Genomic DNA, 21,492 nt, shown 5'->3' with positions numbered 1-21,492 from the left:
GTGGGCTGGGGCGCTGCTGCGGAGCCGAGTGCTGGGAGTACCGGGAGTAACGGGAGTACCGGCCTCTCGGCCCGGTGGCCGGACCTGAGTAGGCGCACCGCCGACAATGAGTAGTTCGTCGCTGCCGGCGACCACCGCCGGACGGCTTTGATCGACCTCATGCCCGCTACGACGACCTCCGCGCCCACGACCGCCCCGGCGCCCCGCCGCCCCTTCCTGTACGGCTACCGCGCCATGACGCTGATCAGCGCGAGCCTCGTCGGGCTCCTCGCCTGGGGCGCGGCGGCCTGCCAGTCGATGGAGGGCGGACCGGTCAGCTCGGCCGCCGAGTACGCCGAGCGCGCCGCGGAGACCAGGCGCGCGGGCGACCAGACGCTGAACGGCCTCGCCCCGGCCCCGGTCCAGAAGGGCATCGCCGAGAAGCAGGCCAGCACGTCCTGCGTCGATGACTTCGGCTTCGACGACGCGGGAGTGACCCGTGACGAGGCGGCCTACGAGTGGCGCATGGACTTCGCGAGCGGGGGTGACTACCGCTCGGCCGTCGACCGCCTCCGCGCGACCTGGACCGACCGCGGCCTCAAGGTGACGGACGTGGCCGCTCAGCAGCCCACCGGTCATTCCGGCGCCGGCCTGCCCGGCATCACCACCACCGACGAACACGGCGTCGAACTGTCCCTGGTACCCGACTACTACTCGGGCGAGCCGGTGGTGCGGGCGGACGGAGGATGCGTACGGCACGAGTACGACCCCGCGTACGAGGAGGAGGGCGGGTACTAGGACGACCGCGGCCACCTGGACGATCGTGACGAGCTCGGGGATGGGCTCGGGGCTCGTCCGCCGGCGTCCGCCGGTCAGAGCCTGAGCACTCCCCGCCAGGTCCAGCCCGCGCCGAGGACCGCTCGCTGCAAGGGGTCACGCATGTCCCGCGAGTCGAAGCGGAACTCCTCGACCCGTTGGCGGCGGCCGTCGGGCCCCTGCTTGTAGTGCCCCTTCCAGGAGACCATCCGCAGCTTCGGCCCGCGCCCCCACTCGCGGGCCACGATCCGCCCGGGCGGCCCCCCGGCCCGCGTGACCTCCTTCAGTTCGTCGCAGACCCGCACCTCACGGCGTGCCGGGTCCAGACGCATCCGGGTCTTGAGAGTCCGTTCGACCTGCCTACGGGCCGGGCCGGTTCCCCAGGCGGGCTCCAGAACGTGCCACTCCGCAACCACATCGGCCTTCTCCGCGGGCAAAGCGTTGCGCACGCGGTACGGCTTGTCCGATCCGTTGACCGCGAACAGCGCGGCCCGCAACTCCGCGAGGGACGACGGGGCCACCCCGCTGTCGGGGTACCTGGTACCGGTCAGCCAGTCGAACATCCCCACCGCGACGACCTCTTCCCGTCTTCTCAGCTGCTCTGCACCGAGGGCTGGACGCCGGCCGCACACATCTCCATGTACTGCGCGGTGGGGAGGTGGGCGGGCGGGAAGTGCGGCGTGGCGCCGGAGTGCGGTACGACGATGACGTAGGCGGAGGAGGCGTTCGTCGGGGTGGTGGTCTGCGGGTACGGGGCGAAGTCGAACTGGAACGTCCAGCCGTAGGCGTACGGGGTTCCCGTGGCGGGGAGGGCGGTGACGGTGCCGGCGCGGTCGGGGTAGGCGACCGTGTTCAGATACGCCGTCGCCGCCGTCGCGGCCTGCTCTCTGCTCAGCCTGCCCGCGGAACGCTGCCGCCTGACCAGCACGAAAGCCACTGCCGCGCCGCCCAGGACCACGACCGCTCCGGCGCCCAGGGCGGTCCAGAGCTTGCCGCTGCCGCCGTCGCCGTCGTCCTTCGCGGCGGAGGGGGCGGGCGTGTTCTTGTCCGGCACCGAGCCGCTGCCACCCTTGGGGTCGGAACTCTTCGGGGAGGGAGACGGGGACGCGGCGGCCGCCAGGTCCGGGAGCGGATAGACGTCGGCCGGACCCGGGTCGCCCGGGTCCTTCAGCGCGATGCGCGGACGGACGATGCCGTAGCCGATGGAGTCGTTGCGCTTGGCGCCGTCGGTGGGGCCGCCAATGGTGTTCAGCATGACCCGCAGCACCTGGTTGTTGGTCCAGGTCGGATGCTTGGACCAGATCAGAGCGGCACTGGCGGAGGCCAGGGCGGTGGAGTCACTGGTGCCGTGACCCTTGCAGAGACCCGTCCGGCCGCCGCACGCATGGACCATCTCGTCTCCGGGTGCGGCCATGTCCACCTGCTGGCCGAACTCGGACTCGCTGGTCCTCCGCAGGTTCTTACCGACCGCTGCCACCCCGACCACTCCCGGAGTCGCTGCCGGATACTCGACCGGATTTCCCTTGGCGCCGTCATTCCCCACACCGGCGAAGATGAGCGAGCCGTGGGACAGGGCGTACTTCACCGCGTCAGCGAGTTCCGGGGAGTTGAGCCGCTCCGTCATGGAGATGTTGATGACTTGTGCGCCGGAATCCGCCGCGTAGCGGATGGCTTTGCTCAAGTACGACGGTCCCGCGAATCCATTGATGTCGCTCGGTGCAGGCATACGGACAGGGAGGATCTTCACGCCTGGCGCGAGCCCGAATGCTCCCTTCCCGCCGCCGTACGCACCCGTGCCGGCGATCAGTCCGGCCATCCCCGTGCCATGACCGTTGTAGTCCGTGTGCTCGTCACCGGGGCGTTCCGCGGGGGCGAGATCCTTTCCGTCGAGTATCCGCCCTTTCAGGTCCGGATTGGCCGGATCGACTCCGGTATCGATCACCGCCACCGTGATGCCCTGACCAGTGCTCGTCCGCCACATCTCCTCTGCGTGCATGGCGTCCAGATGCCACTGCTGTGAACGCGTCGAGTCGGCGTGAGCCTGCGGTGCCATTCCTCCCACCAGCAGCAGACCGACGGCCGTTGAGGCCGCGGCACGGGCCCCTCTCGGCCACGAGTTGGCCGCAGGCATGCGCATGGCGTTGTGTCCCCTGATCGTCATTCGTTGGCCGGTGGTTCGTCTCGGCGGTCTTTCCTCTGCTTGTCCTTGCGCTGCCGCGCGCCGCCGCTCGAACCACTCGACGCGCCGCGACCGCCCCTCGTGCGGGTCTCACTCGGCACACCACCCGAGATGCCTCCGCGCGTCGGGGCGGAGGGTACCGGTGCACCGGGCCGCGCAGGAGCGCGCCCGGTCTGCTGAGGCGTACCGCCGACGATCCCGGCACGCGGTGTGGCGGCCGAACGCCCGGCACCGGGGCCCGTGCCCCGAGTGGCCGGCTGCCCTGTCGCTCCAGCGTTCGACGCTCGTCCGGCCGCTCCGCGACCGGTTGTGTGCTCGCCGCCGAACGAGGCGCTGGGCCCGCGCCCCATGGACTTGCCAGTACCAGGAGGTGTCGATGGGCGCCCGCCGGTGATTCCCGAGTTGGAAGTGCTTCCCCGACCGGAAACCGGTCCCTGTCGTCCGGCAACCGGCCCCTGTCCACCTGGCACGGCGCGGCCCATCGGCCCATCGGAAGCGGGCAGGCTTTTAGCAGGAACAGCGCTGCCCCCTGTTACACCGCGGCTCAGGGATCGTCCGAGAGGTCCTTCCCCAGGCTGGCTCGGCACGCGTCCCCGACCGATCGGCGCCTCGGATCCGCCGGGAGCCGAAGGCAGCCGTGCCGACCGCTGGGGCATCGGTGGAACCGGACCGGTCATCGGCAGCAGGGGTCCCGTTTCCGGTCGAGTGGTCATGGGCGGTCCCCCTGCGGACCCCGTGGAACGCTGATGCACTCCTGGCGGCGTGGAAACGGTGTCGACGTTGACGTGTGCATCAGGCTCGACGCCGACGTGCGTGTCGGGCCTGATCGTCGGTGGACTCGAGTGAGGAGGCGTGGACCCAACCTTGACAGGCGCATCCGCGTGAACGTGCGGCCCGGAGGCCACGACATCCTTGTGCTCAACTCTCTTGCTTCCAGTAACCCCAGCCGGGCCAGAACCGGAGCTTCCGCCGCCAGTGCCTTGGGAAGCAGACCCACCTGGCCGGGCCAGATCCTCACTTGCCTCGACAGGCGCCGGAGGGGCGATGGCAGCTGGGGGCGGAGGGAACTGCGGGCGTTCCAGGCCGTTCATCTGGGTGGTGGATGCCTGGTAGGACTGGGCCAGTTTGCGCATCTGGTCCGCTGCCTCCTGGCGGACCTTCTCCCGGTCCGCCTTCAACGCGGCCAGCTCACTCGCGGACTTCGCACGGATCGCCGCCGAGTCCGGATCATTGTGCGCCGCCGTCGCCGCGTCCAGATTCGCCTGCGCACCCTTGGTATCCCGAGGAATCGACGCCTGCGCCGTGGCGATCGCATCCGACGCATGCCCCAACTGCACCCCCGCCGCTTTGCTGAAATCAGCCAGCCGAAGCGAGGAATTCGCCAGCTCATTGGCCCAGGAACGGAACGCGTCCGCCCCCTCGCCCTTCCACTCCACCACCTGCGGACGCAACTTCAACTGCTCCGCGATCCTCTGGATCTCCGTCGCAGCCGTCGCCAGACGCCCCGCAGCCGCCTGCACCTCACCCGAACTCGCCTGATCCAGCCACGCCAGCATCTGCTCGTGACTCATACCCTCGAAAGACGTACCCCCGCCACTCCCCTTGCCCGCCATCAAACCGCCCCCGTCGCCTCGAAAATCATCAGATCGTGCCGCCCGTGTCGCCCGTCGTCGGCTGCGTGGGCTCCTCCGGCTTCGTCCCGCCGCCGTGGCCGTGCGCGTCGCCGCTCTTGTGCTGCTCGGGGTCGTAGGCGCCGCCGTAGTGCTTGGTGGTCTCCGCGCTGATCGCCGCCATCCGGTTGCGGACGTCCACGTCGATGTTCCGGTAGCCCTTGTGCGAGGCCAGGACGGCGATGCCCATGCCCTCCATGGAGTCGGACAGCAGCTTCGACAGCGTCTCCAGCTCGGTGATGACCGTCTCGTACGCCGAGTACAGGCCGGCCGCCTCGGACCACGCGCCGCCGCCACCGCCGAACTGGTGGCGGGTGAGCTGGTCCCGGCCGACCTTGCCCGGCCCCGCCTGCGACCCCTTCAGGTCGCGGATCAGGTCGTCCACTTTCTTCTGGAACTCCGTGAACGACGACAGCTCCGTGTACAGGTTCACCGCGGCCCCGCCGGCGGCGCCCGCCACACCCGGCAGGCCGGCCAGGCCGGTCAGCAACGGCGCCAGCGGCGACAGCGGCGCGTCGGCTCCAGCATCGCTCGTCAACTCAACACCCTCCCCCGTGTGTTCGTCGGCGCAAGCCTTGGTGACAACTGTAGCTATGGGCCGTCACGGTGTGTCCTCCGGCAGCCACCGGAGTCCTCCGCCTCGGTCGTCGGATGCCATTCAAGCGGGTGTGCCGTGGGCGCACATGAGTGTCTGTACTCATACGGCGTTCCCCCTCACCGTTCCTGGCCGGGGCGAGGAGAGGCAGGAGGCGCCGTCCGGCAGCCGAGGGTCTTGAGCGTGGCCGGAAAGTAGGCCCGCATGAACTTCTCGATGTCCCCGCGGTGGCTTCGGTCCGTGCGTGCGATGCGGGGCAACTGGAGGGTGAGGGTGAAGTAGTCGCCGCCTTTCGTTCCACAGGGCGCCGTGGAGATCGCTCCGTCGGTTCCGATGAGGGTGGTGTACGGGGAGGTGATGTGACGGGGGTCCGCGATCCCGGAGACCGTTCCGGTGTTCTTGGCCAGGTACATGAGGTCTGTTGCGTTCTCGTCCCAGGAGAATCGGAGACGGACCACCACGCCACGGTCAGACAGAACCAGGCAGGGAGCTGTAAGGGCTTCCGCTCGATCGACGCGGTCCCATTCATGCCAGTCGGTGCCGGATCCAAAGAGTGGACGCGCGACATCGGGGTCGACACGTGTGCCGCACATGACCTTCGGGATCTGTGGACTGCCAGAGCTGTCACATGCGGCGCAGAGGGCCAGGACCAGCCATCCGATCACGCTCGAAGATCGCAGGTGGCGCATCATCGTCACTTCGGCCGCTCTCCGGAGACTCCGGCCGCATGGGCCATCCCGTCCTGCGCCGATCGGCCGATCTCGGTTTTGGCGTCGAATCGCGAAACTCCACCTTCGCGATGCGTCTTCGCCCACTCCTCTGCCAGGCCCATCAGCTGACCGTTCCGTGTGTCGTAAGCCTTGAAATTCTCCTCCTCCGCCCTCTCATCCAACCTCTCCTGCTCGTCCTCCAACCACTTCTCCGTGACGAAGTCGAAGCCGTCCTGGATCTCGTCGCCGGCCACCGGCAGGTAGCCGATCGCGCGGTCGAAGAGGGGCTTCGTCTCGAAGGTGGCCGTTCGGGGGGCGCCCTGGGACTGGATGCGGGCCTCCTCCAGGAAGCCGACCGTGCGGCCGGCCCGGATCAGAGGTTCCGTGGACTTCGCGTGGCCGTCGTGGAGCGAGGTCACCATCGCCTGGTTGAGGCCGCCGTTCAGGGTGCCGTAGGCGTCCTTGTCCTTGGAGATCTGCTTGGCCACCTCGAACAGCCGGTCCTGTTCCAGCGGGGAGTGCGCGAGGTCGACCTCGCTCATGGCGGCGTGGACCGTCGCTCCGTGGTTGACCAGGATCGCGGCCATCGGGGCGCGCAGGGACGGCGGGAAGTCGTCGCCGCGGTCGGACAGGTGGTGCAGGGCCGACGCGAGCACCGCCTCGTTCTGCGCGGTGTGCGGGACGTAGTGCGCGTTCCGGTCGGCCGGGTCGATGCCCGTCGCCGCCGCCTGGAGGGCCGCGCCGAAGCCCGCGCGGTCGTCGGCGTCCGGGGCCGGCGTGTAGCCGGCCCATTTGTCGGTGCCCCGGTCGCGGAGCGTGACGTTCCAGTCCCGTTCCCCGACCAGGTACTTCATCCGGGCGTCGGAGCCCAGGTAGTGCGCCGCCGCAGCCGGGTCGTGGCTCATCAGGCCGAGCATGCCGTCCACGGGATCGTTGGCGAACCAGCCGTCGCCGCGCCCGGCGTACGGGCCCTTCTGGCGCCAGATGCCGGGCCGCTGCCGTTCCGCCGCGATCATGTCGTCGGTGAGGTCCTCCAGTATGCCGGGCGCGTAGCCGTGGCCCTCGCGCAGCAGGGTGACCAGCGACTGGTAGCCCACCGCCTTGTCGAGGCGGGCGCCCTGCGCGTCGGTCGCGTACCGTGCGACGCCCGCCTGCCGCATCCCGGCGCGCCACTCCCGGTACCAGGCCGACTTCGTGTCCCTGGTCGCCGTGGCGAGGGCGTCGGCCAGTCCCGTCTCCAGCGCCGCGTACGTGCCCGCGCGGGGGCCGCCCTGGACGTGGATCAGGTCGTTCAGTTCGTTCGTCAGGCGGAGGGCGCCCGTCGCGCCCAGGCCGTCCAGCAGGGTGCGGGTGAAGGGCTCGTCGTCGCCGTTGTCCCTGAACGAGCGCTCCAGCTCGACCAGTTCGGCGTCCGACAGGCGTCCTCCTCGGCTGAGCCGCTCCAGGAGGCGATCGGCCGCCTCCGCCTCGTACTTCTCGATGTCGCCCTGCGCCGTGCCGTTGAAGCCCCGCCCGCCGGACGCCGCGTCCGGGGCGAGCACCGCCGCCGAAAGCGCGGTGCGGACGCCCGTGTCGGCGTCCGTCACGTCCCGGACCGCCTTGTCGATACGGTCCTGCCAGGCGCCCACGGACGCTTCGGCGGCGTCCCGCCGCTGCCGTGCGTCGCCGCCGTCCGCCTCCGGGCACGCGTGCGGGTCGACGCTCACCTCGCCGCGGTCCGAGACCCGCATTCCGGCCGCCACCGCCTCCCGGTGCGCGGCCGTCAGCCGGTCCCGCAACTCGGTGAACTGCGCGTGCGCGTCCCGCAGCAGCGACGCGACCGCCTTCGCCTCCGTCGCCGCGTGCCGGAACTCCCGCAGCGTCGCGGCGAACCGGGCGTCCGCCGCGTGAGCGCTCAGGCCACGCCACGAGTCGCCCATCGTGATGCCGTGCACATGGCCCCGGTAGGCCCGCTCCTGGTTCCCGAACTCCCCCGCCATGCCGTCCCACCGGTCGGCCGCCGTGGTCAGCGCGGCGAGGTCGGTGGTCATGATCTCGTGGTACGTCGGCATCGTCGCTCCCTTCTGCTCCTGTTCGCCCGCCCGTGAACTCCGTGCCCCCTGCCGGTAGGAGCCGGTGCGGTCAGTACTCGTCCAGCGCGGACGCGGGTCGCGGCGCCGCCGGGACGGGCGGCACGGGTGGCACGGGCGGCACGGACGGCCCCGCCTGCCCACCCGACGCCGAAGCCGCCGCCGAAGCCGAAGCCGCCGCCGGCACCGACCCCGACCCCGACCGCCCCAGCGCCCCCGATTCCCGCAGCGCCGAGCCGACCGCCAGGTCCGCGCTGGTCAGCACCCGGTGACCGGCGCCCAGCGCGTCCTTCTCCGAGCCGAGGCGGTTCATCAGGTTCCGGACCTGGTCCGCCCAGGTGCGGTGGGCCCCGCGCAGGGCGGACGAGGTGAGCCAGCCGTCTCCGTCCCGGGCGCCGAAGGCCCGCACCGCCGCCCGGGTCTCCTCGTCCGCCCACCGGCCCGCCCTGACGGTGCCGGGCTCGATGTCCTTCGCGATGGCGTGCGCCGCGGCCCGCTTCTCGGCGGGCGAGGAGACCAGGTCCTCCGGTCCGGAGCCGACTGTCACCGTTCCACCGTCCCTCGCCGCGCTGGCCGCACCGACACTTTCCAGCACCTCAACCGAACGACGCCGTACTTCGTCACGGTTCCGGCCCCGGGGCCCGCCCGGCACCGCCCCGGCACCGCCCCGGCCCCGCCCCGGCCCCGGACCGCCGCCGCGCCAGAGACCGCCCGGAGCGCGCCGCCGTGCCTCCAGTGGTCCGGACCAACCCCTTGCCCCCCTGCCGTACGCGTCGCAAGCTCCCTGCATGGAGCTTGAGTTGCGGCACCTCAAGACGGTCCGGACGATCGCCGAGGCGGGCAGTCTCACCCGGGCGGCGACGGCCCTGGGCCTCGCGCAACCCGCACTGAGCGCCCAGCTCAGACGCATCGAACGCACCCTGGGCGGCGAGCTGTTCGAACGCGGACGGCACGGAGTGCGCGCCACCGCGCTGGGCGAACTGGTACTGGAGCGGGCCCGGCTCGTCCTGCCCGCGGTGAGCGAACTCCAGCAGGAGGCCGTCCGGTTCGCCCGCGCCCGCGCCGGACGCAAGGCGCAGCGGCTGCGCCTGGGCAGCACGCACGGACCGCTGCTGGGCGCCCTGGTGGACCTGCTGGCCGCCGCCGCGCCCGACGCCCAGGTGACCACGCACGCCTCCTGGTCGGAACGCGAGCTCGCCGCGCTGCTCGCCGAGGGCCGCCTCGACTTCGCCGTCGCCGGAGCCTGCGGCAACGCCACGCCGCCGGACGCGGAACACCTGGTCTGGCAGGAGTTCGCCGTCGACCCGGTCTTCGTCATGCTCCCCGAGGCACACCCGCTGGCCCGCGCGCCCGAGGTGGAGCTGGCCGAGCTGGCGGACGAGGAGTGGGCGTGCGTGCCCGGCGACGGCTGCTTCGCCGACTGCTTCACCGCCGCGTGCGCCCGGGCCGGCTTCTCCCCCGGCCGGATGTACGAGACGGACATCGCCTCCTGCGCGCACCTGGTCCAGGTGGGCCGGGCGGTGGGGCTGTGCCGGGCCACCTTCCCCACCACGCCCGGCATCGCCACCCGGCCGCTGGCCGGCACCCCGCTGCGCTGGCGGCACCTGCTGGGCTGGCACCCGGCGACCCAGCGCGCGGAGACGGCGGCGACCGTCCTCGCCCAGGCGCGCAGCGCGCACACGGACGCGGCGGCCCGCAGCGAGAGCTACGCCGACTGGCTCGCGGGCGGCGGCCACCGCACGACCGGCCCGGGCCTCCCCCTTTGACCCCCTCGCCCTCCCCTCCACCGCCCCACACGGCCGGCCCCGACGTGGCCCCTTGCCTCCTCTCCCACCCCTCCGCCGCCCCACACACCCGCCCCCTCCCATAACACCGGCCAAGGGGGTCAACCGGAGGCTTACGTCGCCCGGTCGGGCCTTCCTACGGTTTCCGCACCTCCCCACCGAAACCGAGGAGACCCCCATGCTCCAGCTACCCACCAGAGCCGCCCTGGCCGCCGCCGCGGTGACCGGCGCCCTGGTCCTGACGGGGCTGAACGGCACGGCGAGCGCCGGAACGGTCCCCGGCGCCGCGCCCGCCGCGCAGCCGCGGGCGTCGGCGCCGACGGCCGCCGAGACCCTGCGCACCGCCGACACCTCCGCCGCCGTCCTGCACGCCATGCAGCGCGACCTGGGCATCGACCGGCGGCAGGCCGAGCGGCGGCTGTCGAACGAGGCGGCGGCCGGCGCCACCGCCGGACGGCTGCGGGCCGCCCTGGGCGCCGACTTCGCGGGCGCCTGGGTGCACGGCGCCGACTCGGGCACGCTGACCGTGGCGACCACCGACGCCGCCGACGCCGCGGCGATCCGCGCGCGGGGCGCCGAACCGGCGGTCGTACGGCACTCGCTGACCGCGCTGGACTCGGCGAAGGCCCGCCTGGACCGGGCGGCCGCGCACCGGGACACCGCCGACACCGCCGACACCCCGGCCTGGTACGTCGACGTGCGCACCAACACGCTGGTGGTCGAGGCGGTACGGCCGGCCGCCGCGCGTTCCCTGCTGGCGGCGGCCGGGGTGGACGCCTCCCTCGCCAGGGTCGTGACGTCGGCCGGGCGTCCCCGCCCGCTGTACGACCTGCGGGGCGGCGACGCGTACTACATCAACGGCAACACCCGCTGTTCGATCGGCTTCCCGATCACCCGCGGCACCCAGCAGGGCTTCGCCACGGCCGGCCACTGCGGCCGCGCCGGCTACCCCACCACCGGTGCCAACCAGGTCTCCCAGGGCACCTTCCAGGCCTCGGTCTTCCCCGGCAACGACATGGCCTGGGTGGCGGCCAACTCCAGCTGGACCGCGACCCCCTACGTCAACCAGAGCGGCCAGAACCTCCAGGTGACCGGGTCCACGGTGGCGACCGTGGGGGCGTCGGTGTGCCGTTCCGGCTCGACCACCGGGTGGCACTGCGGCACCGTCCAGCAGCTCAACACCAGCGTCACCTACCAGGAGGGCACCGTCTCCGGGGTGACCCGTACCTCGGTGTGCGCGGAGCCCGGCGACTCGGGCGGCTCCTTCATCTCCGGCAGCCAGGCGCAGGGCGTCACCTCGGGCGGCTCCGGCGACTGCACGAGCGGCGGGACGACGTACTTCCAGCCCGTCAACCCGATCCTGTCCGCCTACGGGCTGACCCTGAAGACCACCACGAGCGGCCCCGGCGACCCCGGCGACCCGGGCCCCGGCAACCCGGGCGGCACCTGGGCGGCCGGCACCGTCTACCAGGCGGGCGACACGGTCACCTACGGCGGCGCCGCCTACCGCTGCCTCCAGGCCCACCAGGCCCAGCCGGGCTGGGAGCCGCCGAACGTGCCCGCGCTGTGGCAGCGCGCCTGAACCACCGACCGGAACACTGACCGGCTCACTGACCAGCCCCCTGGACGTGCCTCCGCGGACGGCCCCCGCTCAGGTGCGGGTGACCTCCCCGCACTCGTCCGGCTTCCGGTCCCCCAGGGCCCGGCTGCGGTCGTACGGGTCGACGGTGGGGCCGGTGGCCGGGGAGGCGGTCGGGCCGGCGCCGGGGAAGACGGGGTGCGCGTAGCCGTCGTGGACACCGCACTCGTTGTTGTAGGTGTACGCGCTGTACCGCTCGATCGACAGCTTGCCCGGGGTGGCCTTCCACCGGGCCGGGTCGACCAGGTTCATGGTCAGCGCGCGGCGGACGACGGTACGGGCCACCGTGCCGTCGTCCGCGCCCGCCCGCACCAGCGGGTAGACGAAGGTGTAGTCGGCGCGCACCTTCACCTGGCCGGCCCGTCCGGCGCTGAAGGACAGGTGGCCGCGCACCTTCACCGTGTCGCCGGCCGGCCGTACCTCGGCCGGGTCGAACCGGGTGACGAGGTCGACCGGATCGTGCGCGCGGTCGGGGGCGCTCAGCGAGCGCCGCAGTCCGGACAGCGTCCCCGGCTGCCGCGGGTCCAGCAGCGCCATCGCCTTCGCCGGCTGCCCGCCGCGCAGGACGGCCGGGTCCAGGTTCGTGGCGATCAGGAACTCCTTGGTGCGGCGCAGCGCGAGCGCCACGTCGTCCTCGCCCAGTCCGGCCACGGCCTCGGCCCGCGGCAGTTCGATGGCGTCGGCGCCGTCGGCCCAGTCCTGTGCGGGCGAGCCGCGGAACGGGTGGGCGAGCGTGGGCGTACCGGGGCCGGCCGCGCCGGGGGCGCTGCTCGGCAGGGCCGTCTCGGCGGGCAGCGGCGACGGTGCGGCGTGGCCGTCGTCGGCCGCCGTCCGGTGTCCGGGAAGCCGGTCCAGGAGCAGTGCGGGCCGTACGGCGACCAGGGCGACAGCCACCGCGAGCACCACGCCGAGCACCGGCCACAGGCCGCGCCGGCCGCGTCCGCGTCCGTCGGCCGTCCGCCGGGCGGCCCCGGTGGGCGGGTCGGCCGGAGTCCAGGCGCGGGGGCCGCGCGGCTGGGGAGCCGCCGGACGGCGACGCCACCGGCTCCGGCGGCCGCCGCCGTCGTCGCGCCGCGCCGCCTCGGCCTCCTCCTCGCGCAGCCGCCGGGCCACCATCCGCGCCCGGGCGGAGGGCTCCTTGGGCGGCGGAGCGCCGCCGCCCTCCACCGACTCGCGCAGGAACGCCTCCCACTGCTCGTCGGATATGGCCGGCTGGTCGCCGGACGGCTCGTCGGGCTGCTCGGACGGCGGAACGGTACTCACTGGCCCACTCTCTTCGGACGGCCCGGCCACTCCTCCGCGGTCCGCGCGGGCCGGACGGAACGGAAGGGCGCGGGAGACGTGATCCAACCGGTAGGGGTACATGATCACTCACGCACGGACGGCCTCGGCCGTTCCCACCGCGCACCGGGAAACCAGACGGCGGCCGTCCCGGAGGACTCCCGGGCATGCGAAAGGGCCCGTACGACCGAAGTCGTACGGGCCCTCCCCGGTGCTCAGCTCACGCTGCGGCTACCGGGCCGAGATCACTTGTTGATCTTGGTGACCTGGCCGGCGCCCACGGTGCGACCACCCTCGCGGATGGCGAACTTCAGGCCCTCTTCCATGGCGATGGGCTGGATGAGCTCCACCTTCATCTCGGTGTTGTCACCCGGCATGACCATCTCGGTGCCCTCGGGGAGGGTCACCACGCCGGTCACGTCCGTCGTACGGAAGTAGAACTGCGGGCGGTAGTTGTTGAAGAACGGCGTGTGGCGGCCGCCCTCGTCCTTGGACAGGATGTAGGCCTGCGCCTCGAACTCGGTGTGCGGGGTGACCGAGCCCGGCTTGATGATGACCTGGCCGCGCTCGACGTCCTCGCGCTTGATGCCGCGGAGCAGCAGACCGACGTTCTCACCGGCCTGGCCCTCGTCGAGCAGCTTGCGGAACATCTCGATGCCGGTGACCGTGGTGGTGGTCTTCTCGGTCTTGATGCCGATGATGTCGACGGTCTCGTTGACCTTGAGGACACCACGCTCGATACGGCCGGTGACGACCGTACCGCGACCGGTGATGGTGAAGACGTCCTCGATCGGCATGAGGAACGGCTTGTCGACGTCGCGCTCCGGCTCCGGGATCGCGCTGTCCACGGCGTCCATGAGCTCGAGGACCGACTGGCCCCACTTCTCGTCGCCCTCGAGGGCCTTGAGCGCGGAGACCTTGACGACCGGAACCTCGTCGCCCGGGAACTCGTACTCGGAGAGGAGCTCACGCACCTCGAGCTCGACGAGCTCCAGGATCTCCTCGTCGTCCACCATGTCGGCCTTGTTCAGGGCGACGACGATGTACGGGACGCCGACCTGGCGGGCCAGGAGCACGTGCTCCTTGGTCTGCGGCATCGGGCCGTCGGTGGCGGCGACCACGAGGATCGCGCCGTCCATCTGCGCGGCACCGGTGATCATGTTCTTGATGTAGTCCGCGTGACCCGGGCAGTCGACGTGGGCGTAGTGACGCGCCTCCGTCTGGTACTCGACGTGCGCGATCGAGATGGTGATACCGCGCTGACGCTCCTCAGGAGCCTTGTCGATCTGGTCGAAGGCCGAGGCCTCGTTCAGGTCCGGGTACTTGTCGTGCAGCACCTTGGTAATGGCGGCCGTGAGGGTCGTCTTACCGTGGTCGATGTGACCGATGGTGCCGATGTTGACGTGCGGCTTAGTCCGCTCGAACTTCGCCTTCGCCACTGGGGTCCTCCTGTGGAGTGGTTCTGTACGCCTTACTCATCGGCGCCAGGTGATCTTTGCTGGATGGCCCGGATCCCGGGGGCATTCCCGCCGCGTTTGCGGTGGAATGCCCCGCGAGGCTCCGGAGTCAAGCCTAAGGGCTGGAACTCGGCTGAGTTACTCGCCCTTGGCCTTCGCGATGATCTCCTCGGCGACGTTCCGGGGAACCTCGGCGTAGGAGTCGAACTGCATCGAGTAGCTGGCGCGACCCGACGTCTTGCTGCGGAGGTCTCCGACGTAGCCGAACATCTCCGAAAGGGGCACGAGGCCCTTCACGACACGGGCACCCGCCCGCTCCTCCATGGCCTGGATCTGGCCACGGCGGGAGTTGATGTCGCCGATGACGTCACCCATGTAGTCCTCGGGCGTGGTGACCTCGACGGCCATCATCGGCTCGAGCAGCACGGGCGACGCCTTGCGCGCGGCCTCCTTGAAGGCCTGCGAACCGGCGATCTTGAAGGCGAGCTCGGAGGAGTCGACCTCGTGGTAGCCACCGTCGAGAAGCGTGACGCGGACGCCCGTCATCTCGTAGCCGGCGAGGATGCCGAACTGCATGGCCTCCTGCGCACCGGCGTCCACCGAAGGGATGTACTCCTTCGGGATGCGGCCACCGGTCACCTTGTTCACGAACTCGTACGAGGCGTCGCCGCCCTCGATGGGCTCGATCGCGATCTGCACCTTGGCGAACTGACCGGTACCACCGGTCTGCTTCTTGTGGGTGTAGTCCACGCGCTCGACGGCCTTGCGGATCGTCTCACGGTAGGCGACCTGCGGCTTGCCGACGTTGGCCTCGACCTTGAACTCACGGCGCATGCGGTCGACCAGCACCTCGAGGTGCAGTTCGCCCATGCCGCCGATGATGGTCTGGCCGGTCTCCTCGTTGGTGTGCACCTGGAAGGAGGGGTCCTCCTCCGCGAGACGCTGGATGGCGACACCCAGCTTCTCCTGGTCACCCTTGGACTTGGGCTCGATGGCGACCTGGATGACCGGCGCCGGGAAGTCCATGGACTCCAGGATGACCGGGTTCTTGTCGTCCGACAGCGTCTCACCGGTGGTGGTCTGCTTCAGGCCCATGACGGCGACGATGTCGCCGGCGCCCACCGCGTCGATCTCCTCACGCTTGTTGGCGTGCATGCGGTAGATCTTGCCGATGCGCTCCTTCTTGCCCTTGACGGAGTTCAGCACGGCGGTGCCGGACTCCAGGCGGCCCGAGTAGACCCGGACGAAGGTGAGCTTGCCCAGGTGCGGGTCGCTCATGATCTTGAACGCGAGGGCGGAGAGCGGCTCGTCCTCCGACGGCTTGCGCTTGATGACGACCTCGGGGTCCTTGACGTCGTGGCCCTCGATGGCCTCGACGTCGAGCGGGGTCGGCAGGTAGCGCACGACCGCGTCGAGCAGGGGCTGGACGCCCTTGTTCTTGAACGCGGTGCCGCAGAACACGGGGGTGACCGTCGTCTCGTTGGACTTGCCGGAGGCGATGGTGATGCGGCGGATGGCCGCGTACAGCTGCTCCTCGGTGGGCTCCTGGCCCTCCAGGAACAGCTCCATCATCTCCTCGTCGTTCTCGGCGACGGCCTCGACGAGCTTGCCGCGCCATTCCTCGGCGGCCTCGGTGTGCGTGGCCGGGATGTCGACGACGTCGTACATCTCGCCCTTCGCCGCCTCGGCGGACCACACGAGCGCCTTCATGCGGACCAGGTCCACGACGCCCTTGAAGTCGGCCTCGGCACCGATCGGCAGCTGCATGACCAGCGGCTGCGCGCCCAAGCGGTCCGAGATCATGTCCACACAGCGGTGGAACTCGGCACCGGTGCGGTCGAGCTTGTTGACGAAGCAGATGCGCGGGACGCCGTAGCGGTCCGCCTGACGCCACACCGTCTCGGACTGCGGCTCGACGCCGGCGACGCCGTCGAACACCGTCACGGCACCGTCGAGCACGCGCAGCGAACGCTCCACCTCGACGGTGAAGTCGACGTGGCCCGGCGTGTCGATGATGTTGATGGTGTGGTCGACGTCGTCCAGCGGCCAGTGACAGGTGGTGGCAGCAGAGGTGATCGTGATGCCACGCTCCTGCTCCTGCTCCATCCAGTCCATCGTGGCAGCGCCGTCGTGGACCTCACCGATCTTGTACGAGACGCCGGTGTAGAACAGGATCCGCTCGGTGGTGGTCGTCTTGCCCGCGTCGATGTGGGCCATGATCCCGATGTTGCGGACCTTGGCCAGGTCAAGTGAAGTGGTAGCCATAAGGCTTCAGTCTTCTCTCGGTCTCGATGTGGGTAGCGACTACCAGCGGTAGTGCGCGAAGGCCTTGTTGGACTCGGCCATCTTGTGCGTGTCCTCGCGCTTCTTCACAGCGGCGCCCAGGCCGTTGGAGGCGTCGAGGAGCTCGTTGAGCAGGCGCTCGGTCATGGTCTTCTCGCGACGGGCGCGGGAGTAACCGACCAGCCAGCGCAGCGCGAGGGTGTTGGCGCGACCGGGCTTGACCTCGATCGGCACCTGGTAGGTGGCGCCACCGACACGGCGGGACTTGACCTCGAGGGTCGGCTTGATGTTCTCCAGCGCGCGCTTCAGCGTGATGACCGGGTCGTTGCCCGTCTTCTCACGCAGACCCTCCATGGCGCCGTAGACGATGCGCTCGGCGGTGGAGCGCTTGCCGTTCAGCAGCACCTTGTTGATGAGGGAGGTCACCAGAGGAGAACCGTAGACCGGGTCGATGATGACCGGGCGCTTCGGGGCGGGGCCCTTACGAGGCATTCTTACTTCTCCTTCTTGGCGCCGTAACGGCTGCGAGCCTGCTTGCGGTTCTTGACACCCTGGGTGTCGAGCGAGCCGCGGATGATCTTGTAGCGAACACCCGGCAGGTCCTTCACACGGCCGCCGCGCACGAGCACGATGGAGTGCTCCTGCAGGTTGTGTCCCTCACCCGGAATGTAAGCAGTGACCTCGATACCGCTGGTCAGACGCACACGCGCGACCTTACGCAGGGCCGAGTTCGGCTTCTTCGGGGTGGTCGTGAACACACGCGTGCAGACGCCACGACGCTGGGGCGAACCCTCGAGTGCGGGCGTCTTGTTCTTCTCGACCTTGTCCTGCCGGCCCTTACGGACCAGCTGCTGGATCGTAGGCACTACTTCTCCGGTTTCTGTGTGCCGATAGGTACAGCTAACCTGGAACATCGCCGACCCACGCGGTCGGGTGTGTCGAATCCCGCGGACTCCCGCCGCACGAGCAGAAAGAGGCGCAGATTGCGGTGGCCGATAGCGGCCCCCGACGCGGTCTGAAGGCACGCACGAGAGCCAGGGCACACCCCAGGCACAAGGTCTGAGCGTACCTATCGCATTCGCTGCGGTCAAAACAAATGGGCTCGGGGCTCCCCGGGCCGTCGGCCGTGTCAAGCCCGCACCCCTGGACGATCCTCGATCGTGTCTCCGCTCACGGCCTCCGACCGGCCACGGCGGCCGGTTGTCGCCCGTGCCACACCCGCGCCCTTCGCATTACGTTGACTCGTCGCCACGTCACAGACGCGGACGGGGCTCGGACCGGGGGGCGCGATGATCGGGGGGCGCACACGCGCGTGGGACGACGACGGCTTCGACGACGCCGTGCCCTTCCTCGCGCGGCTGGAGCGGGAGGACCGGGCCGCCCTGCTCGCCATCGGCCGCCCGCTGCGGTATCCCGCGCGCAGCGTGCTGATGCACCAGGACGAGCCCTCCGGCCACGTGGTGCTCCTGCTGCGCGGCTGGACCAAGGTCACGGCCATCGCCGCCAACGGCTACGAGGCGTTGCTGGCCCTGCGCGGCCCCGGCGACATCCTCGGGGAGGGCGCGGCACTGAGCGGCCGCCACCGTTCCGCGACCGTGACGGCGCTGGACTCGGTGGAGGGCGTCGTCATCGACCGGAGCCGCTTCACCGCCTTCCTCGCGGGCAACTCCCGGGTGGCCCTGCACCTGCTGGGCCTGGCCACCGACCGGCAGCGCTCCACCGACCGCCGCCGCCTGGAGTGGGCCGCACTCACCGTGCGCGAACGGCTGGCCGTCCTGCTCCTCGAACTGGTCCGCACGCACGGCAACCGCACCGAGGAGGGCATCGAACTGGCCATCGGCCTGAGCCAGCACGAGTTCGCCGGCTCGGTCGGCTCCTCCCGCGAGGCGGTGGCCAGGCTGCTCGGTGAACTGCGCACCCGGCAGGTCGTCGCCACCCGGCGGCGCCGCATCGTGGTGCTCCGCCCCGATGTGCTGCGCCGCATCGTCGGCGAGGGCTCCGCCTGACGGACACGTCGCCGTCCGGCTGTCTGTGCACACGGTCACAGTTCGTCCGCGTCATCGTGCCTCCGGCGCGCGGCCCGGCCACGCCATCGTGCTCCCGACGAACCCGGCGAGCACGAGAGGCAGACATGACCGACCCCATGTACCGCACCATCCTCCTGGTCGACATCGAACAGTTCGGCTCGCGGGACGACGTGGAGCAGGCGTTCCTGCGCCGGGTGCTCTACGACGTCGTGGACGCCACGCTGGTGCACGCCGCCGTGGACGAGACGGCCTGCCTGCGCGCCGACCGCGGCGACTCCGTCATGGCGCTCATCGACACCCAGGTGTCCGTGCCCGCCCTGGCCAAGACCCTGCTGACCGAGACCCCGGCACTGCTGCACAGCAAGAACCGGCTGCTCGCCACGACCGCCCGGATGCGCCTGCGCATCGTGCTCTCCTCCGGTTACGTCGCCGTCGACGAGCTCGACGGCTGGGTCGGCTCGGACCTCAACCACGCCGTCCGGCTGCTGGACTCCGACGTCCTGCGCGCCGCCCTGAAGCAGAGCGACGGCGACTGCGTCCTGTGCGTGTCCGACGACGTCTACCGGGGCGTGGTCCGGCACGGCCCGCTCGGCGTGCGCCCGGACGACTTCCACCGCGCCACCGTCGCGACGAAGGAGGGGCCGACGGTCGCCTGGCTGCACGGCGCACCGGGCCGGGCGGACTCGCCCGGCCCCGGGGCGGACCCCGCCGCGCCGGCCGGCCCCGGTGCGCCCGCGGGCGCGGCCTGGACCGGGACCAGCGTCGGCCGGGACCAGTACGGCGTCAGCGGCGGCACCGTGCACGGCGGCGTCCACTTCGGCCCGCCCGCCGCGGGTGAGCGGCGGTGAGCCGGGAGGAGGCAGCGCCCGGCGCGCCGGCCGAGGAGCGGGCGCACGGCGGCGAACAGCAGGAGGACGCGGCACAGGCGCAGGAACGGCCGCGCCAGGAGGCCTGGGCGGCCCGCCAGGCGCTCATCCAGCACGGTCCGTCCTTCGTCCTGCCCCTGGCCCGCTCCGCCGCCGCCACCGCCGTGGCCCGGGACCAGTTCGGCGTCAGCGGCGGGACCATCCACGGGAACGTGAACGTCTTCGGCACCCGGCCCGAACCCGCCGAACAGCTCTCGGGCGTGGTCCGGCAGGAGGAGATCGCACAGCTGGCGGACGTCTTCTGTGGATGCCCGAGCTTCGACGAGGCGCTCGCCCGGCTGCGCGAGGACCGCGTCGTCGTCGTGTCCGGCGGCCGCGACACCGGCCGCGGTTCCGCCGCGCTGATGCTGCTGCGCCGCCTCACCGACGGCACGGTGCGCAGCCTCACCCCGCCGGCCTCGCTGACCGCGCTGCTCGGACAGCTGGACGGTGCGGACGGGTACGTACTGCTGAACTTCCCCGCCGGCCGCGGCGCTCCCCTGCGCGCGGCCCACCTGCTCGGCCTGCGCGAGCGCCTGGAGCGCTCCGGCGGCCATCTGGTGATCACGGTCGAGCCCTCGGCCGCCCTGGACGACGTGCCGTTCGTGCGGTGGGAGCCGCCCGCCACCGAGGACATGCTGCACGCCCATGTCACGCCCCGGGTCGGAACGGAGGCGTGGGCCGGACTGTGCGAGCGCGACCTGGTGCGGGAGTTCCTCGACCGCCGGCATCAGCCGGCGGCCGTCGCGGAGTTCGCGCGGCAGCTCGTGGCCCTGCACCGCGGCGAGACCGACGAGGAGGCGCTCGCCGCCCACCGGGCGGAGGCCGTGGAGGCGCAGGTCTCCCGCTGGCTCACCGACGACCGGCGGGACCTGCGCGACAAGGCGTTCCTCATCGCCCTCGCCGTCTTCGACAAGGCGCCGTACGCGGTGGCCGCCGAACTCGCCGACGTCCTGTACGCCCGGCTCCAGCACACGGCCGATCCCCGCCAGGCACCGGTCGTGCGGATCTTCGGCGGCTCCCGTGAGGACCGCCTCGGGCTGGTCCACGCCGACGGCTACCGCGACGCGGAGGTGACGGAGTGGGGGCCGGTCGACCAGTTCTTCGCCGGTTTCCGCGAGGAACGCGTGGTCGGGGCGCTGGTGGAGGCGGTGTGGAACCTCCATCCCTCCGCCCGGCCCGCCCTCGTGGCGTGGATCGACCGGCTCGCGAAGGACGGCCGCCCGCTGGTGCGGACCCGGGCCGCCTCGGCGGCCGCCCTGCTCGCCGGGGCGGACTTCTCCTCGGCCATGGCCCACCTGATCGAGCCGTGGGCGGACGACCACCACAGCGGCTCCTGGCTGAACGCGGCCAACGCGCTCACCATGGCCCACCTCCTCGGCGTCGCCCCGGTCCCGCGGGTCCTGCGCGACTGGTGCACCGGGGACGTGGAGAGCCGCCGCTGGACCGCCGTGCGCGCCTACGGCCTGCTCGGCCCGGTCAACCACGAGGAGACCCTGGACACCCTCCTGGAGGCCATCCGCCGCCCCTCCCCCGGACACGGCGGACCGGCCGAGCCGGAGGAACCGGGAGAACCGCGGGAGGACGACGAGCCGACCGAGGAGGCCCGGCAGTTCACCGACGCGCTGGAGCTGCTGCTGCTCGCCGTGCGCGAGCCCGTCCTGAGCGTCCTCGCCGGGCGGCTCGACGGCGACCGGACCGTCCGGGCCCGCGCCCTGGCCGCCTTCCGCCAGGCGTGCCGGCAGACGGAGGCGCCCGAGGACCGGCCACTGGTCCTCAACTGGTACGCGCAGGCCGTCGCCGCCGACGACGCGGAGACCGCCCGGCAGCTGGCCAGGTTCTGGCAGACGCTGCTCGCGGACCGCGCGCACGGCACGCGGGCCCTGCACATCCTGCGCGGCTGGGTGTTCGCGGCCGACGCCGATCCGCGGACCGAGTCGGCCCTGGCCCCGCTCCTGTCGGCGATCACCACGACGCCCGCCAACGACCACCGTGTGGACCACCTGCTGCGCACCGTGCGCTTCTCCGACGGCTCCGCCCCCGCCGTGGCCGGACGGCTGCGCGCACACGTCTCCCACCCGTGAGCCGCTCCCCGAGC

At 71.6% G+C, this 21,492-nt stretch carries 18 protein-coding genes; 7 read left to right on the top strand and 11 right to left on the bottom strand.

Features of this window, described 5'->3' with window-relative positions; all coding sequences use genetic code 11:
• Positions 1 to 159 precede the first annotated feature (159 nt).
• Entirely contained in the window at positions 160 to 777 is a 618-nt protein-coding gene (locus ABEB07_RS25535; RefSeq protein WP_345670472.1) for a hypothetical protein, read from the top strand.
• Between the two features lie 74 nt (positions 778 to 851).
• Here ABEB07_RS25535 and ABEB07_RS25530 read toward each other — a convergent pair whose 3' ends face one another.
• On the bottom strand, positions 852 to 1,358 hold the full coding sequence (locus tag ABEB07_RS25530) for a hypothetical protein (protein ID WP_345670514.1): 507 nt from the start codon (positions 1,356 to 1,358) through the stop codon (positions 852 to 854).
• Between the two features lie 29 nt (positions 1,359 to 1,387).
• Entirely contained in the window at positions 1,388 to 2,776 is a 1,389-nt protein-coding gene (gene mycP / locus ABEB07_RS25525) for a type VII secretion-associated serine protease mycosin (protein ID WP_345670513.1), read from the bottom strand.
• A 1,587-nt stretch (positions 2,777 to 4,363) separates the two neighbouring features.
• On the opposite strand from mycP, the gene ABEB07_RS25520 reads away from it, so the two are divergent.
• Positions 4,364 to 4,513, top strand: coding sequence for a hypothetical protein (locus tag ABEB07_RS25520; protein WP_345670471.1), 150 nt, complete (start codon positions 4,364 to 4,366; stop codon positions 4,511 to 4,513).
• Between the two features lie 102 nt (positions 4,514 to 4,615).
• Here the strand turns inward: ABEB07_RS25520 and ABEB07_RS25515 are convergent, their stop codons facing one another.
• The 4 genes from ABEB07_RS25515 to ABEB07_RS25500 form a co-directional block, all read right to left on the bottom strand.
• Complete coding sequence (locus tag ABEB07_RS25515) at positions 4,616 to 5,182, bottom strand: hypothetical protein (protein WP_345670470.1); 567 nt, start codon at positions 5,180 to 5,182, stop codon at positions 4,616 to 4,618.
• Between the two features lie 176 nt (positions 5,183 to 5,358).
• Entirely contained in the window at positions 5,359 to 5,697 is a 339-nt protein-coding gene (locus ABEB07_RS25510) for a hypothetical protein (RefSeq protein WP_345670469.1), read from the bottom strand.
• A 236-nt stretch (positions 5,698 to 5,933) separates the two neighbouring features.
• A complete protein-coding gene (locus tag ABEB07_RS25505; protein WP_345670468.1) occupies positions 5,934 to 8,000 on the bottom strand; it encodes a hypothetical protein in 2,067 nt (688 codons plus the stop codon).
• Positions 8,001 to 8,070: 70 nt separating this feature from the next.
• Positions 8,071 to 8,565 (bottom strand): hypothetical protein, encoded by a 495-nt coding sequence (locus tag ABEB07_RS25500; RefSeq protein WP_345670467.1) that lies wholly within the window; start codon positions 8,563 to 8,565, stop codon positions 8,071 to 8,073.
• 241 nt (positions 8,566 to 8,806) lie between these two features.
• Here ABEB07_RS25500 and ABEB07_RS25495 point away from each other — a divergent pair, with 241 nt between their 5' ends.
• Together ABEB07_RS25495 and ABEB07_RS25490 are read left to right on the top strand one after the other, a co-directional pair.
• Positions 8,807 to 9,784 carry a LysR family transcriptional regulator gene (locus ABEB07_RS25495; protein WP_345670466.1) on the top strand — a complete coding sequence of 326 codons (978 nt, stop codon included), beginning with the start codon at positions 8,807 to 8,809 and terminating at the stop codon, positions 9,782 to 9,784.
• 196 nt (positions 9,785 to 9,980) lie between these two features.
• On the top strand, positions 9,981 to 11,384 hold the full coding sequence (locus ABEB07_RS25490) for a carbohydrate-binding protein (protein WP_345670465.1): 1,404 nt from the start codon (positions 9,981 to 9,983) through the stop codon (positions 11,382 to 11,384).
• A gap of 69 nt (positions 11,385 to 11,453) precedes the next feature.
• Here ABEB07_RS25490 and ABEB07_RS25485 read toward each other — a convergent pair whose 3' ends face one another.
• The 5 genes from ABEB07_RS25485 to rpsL all read right to left on the bottom strand — a co-directional run bounded on the left by ABEB07_RS25485 (position 11,454) and on the right by rpsL (position 17,328).
• The gene (locus tag ABEB07_RS25485; RefSeq protein WP_345670464.1) at positions 11,454 to 12,704 is read right to left on the bottom strand and encodes a hypothetical protein; all 1,251 of its coding nucleotides are present in this window, start codon (positions 12,702 to 12,704) and stop codon (positions 11,454 to 11,456) included.
• 263 nt (positions 12,705 to 12,967) lie between these two features.
• Positions 12,968 to 14,161 (bottom strand): elongation factor Tu, encoded by a 1,194-nt coding sequence (tuf, locus tag ABEB07_RS25480; RefSeq protein ID WP_164581809.1) that lies wholly within the window; start codon positions 14,159 to 14,161, stop codon positions 12,968 to 12,970.
• A 156-nt stretch (positions 14,162 to 14,317) separates the two neighbouring features.
• Positions 14,318 to 16,444, bottom strand: coding sequence for an elongation factor G (gene fusA / locus ABEB07_RS25475; RefSeq protein WP_164581812.1), 2,127 nt, complete (start codon positions 16,442 to 16,444; stop codon positions 14,318 to 14,320).
• Positions 16,445 to 16,483: 39 nt separating this feature from the next.
• A complete protein-coding gene (gene rpsG / locus ABEB07_RS25470) occupies positions 16,484 to 16,954 on the bottom strand; it encodes a 30S ribosomal protein S7 (protein ID WP_003974303.1) in 471 nt (156 codons plus the stop codon).
• A gap of 2 nt (positions 16,955 to 16,956) precedes the next feature.
• Positions 16,957 to 17,328, bottom strand: coding sequence for a 30S ribosomal protein S12 (rpsL, locus tag ABEB07_RS25465; RefSeq protein WP_003948652.1), 372 nt, complete (start codon positions 17,326 to 17,328; stop codon positions 16,957 to 16,959).
• 423 nt (positions 17,329 to 17,751) lie between these two features.
• Here rpsL and ABEB07_RS25460 point away from each other — a divergent pair, with 423 nt between their 5' ends.
• The 3 genes from ABEB07_RS25460 (at position 17,752) to ABEB07_RS25450 (ending at position 21,478) form a co-directional block, all read left to right on the top strand.
• On the top strand, positions 17,752 to 18,468 hold the full coding sequence (locus ABEB07_RS25460; protein WP_345670462.1) for a Crp/Fnr family transcriptional regulator: 717 nt from the start codon (positions 17,752 to 17,754) through the stop codon (positions 18,466 to 18,468).
• A gap of 125 nt (positions 18,469 to 18,593) precedes the next feature.
• Complete coding sequence (locus tag ABEB07_RS25455; RefSeq protein WP_345670461.1) at positions 18,594 to 19,337, top strand: hypothetical protein; 744 nt, start codon at positions 18,594 to 18,596, stop codon at positions 19,335 to 19,337.
• Positions 19,334 to 21,478 carry a hypothetical protein gene (locus ABEB07_RS25450; protein WP_345670460.1) on the top strand — a complete coding sequence of 715 codons (2,145 nt, stop codon included), beginning with the start codon at positions 19,334 to 19,336 and terminating at the stop codon, positions 21,476 to 21,478. Before ABEB07_RS25455 ends, ABEB07_RS25450 begins: the two co-directional genes overlap by 4 nt.
• Positions 21,479 to 21,492: the final 14 nt, after the last annotated feature.

The organism is Streptomyces similanensis (assembly GCF_039543625.1).
Taxonomy (GTDB): Bacteria; Actinomycetota; Actinomycetes; order Streptomycetales; family Streptomycetaceae; genus Streptomyces; species Streptomyces similanensis.
The sequence above is the reverse complement of the archived record's forward strand: the minus strand, read 5'-3'. Positions and strand labels throughout refer to the sequence as shown.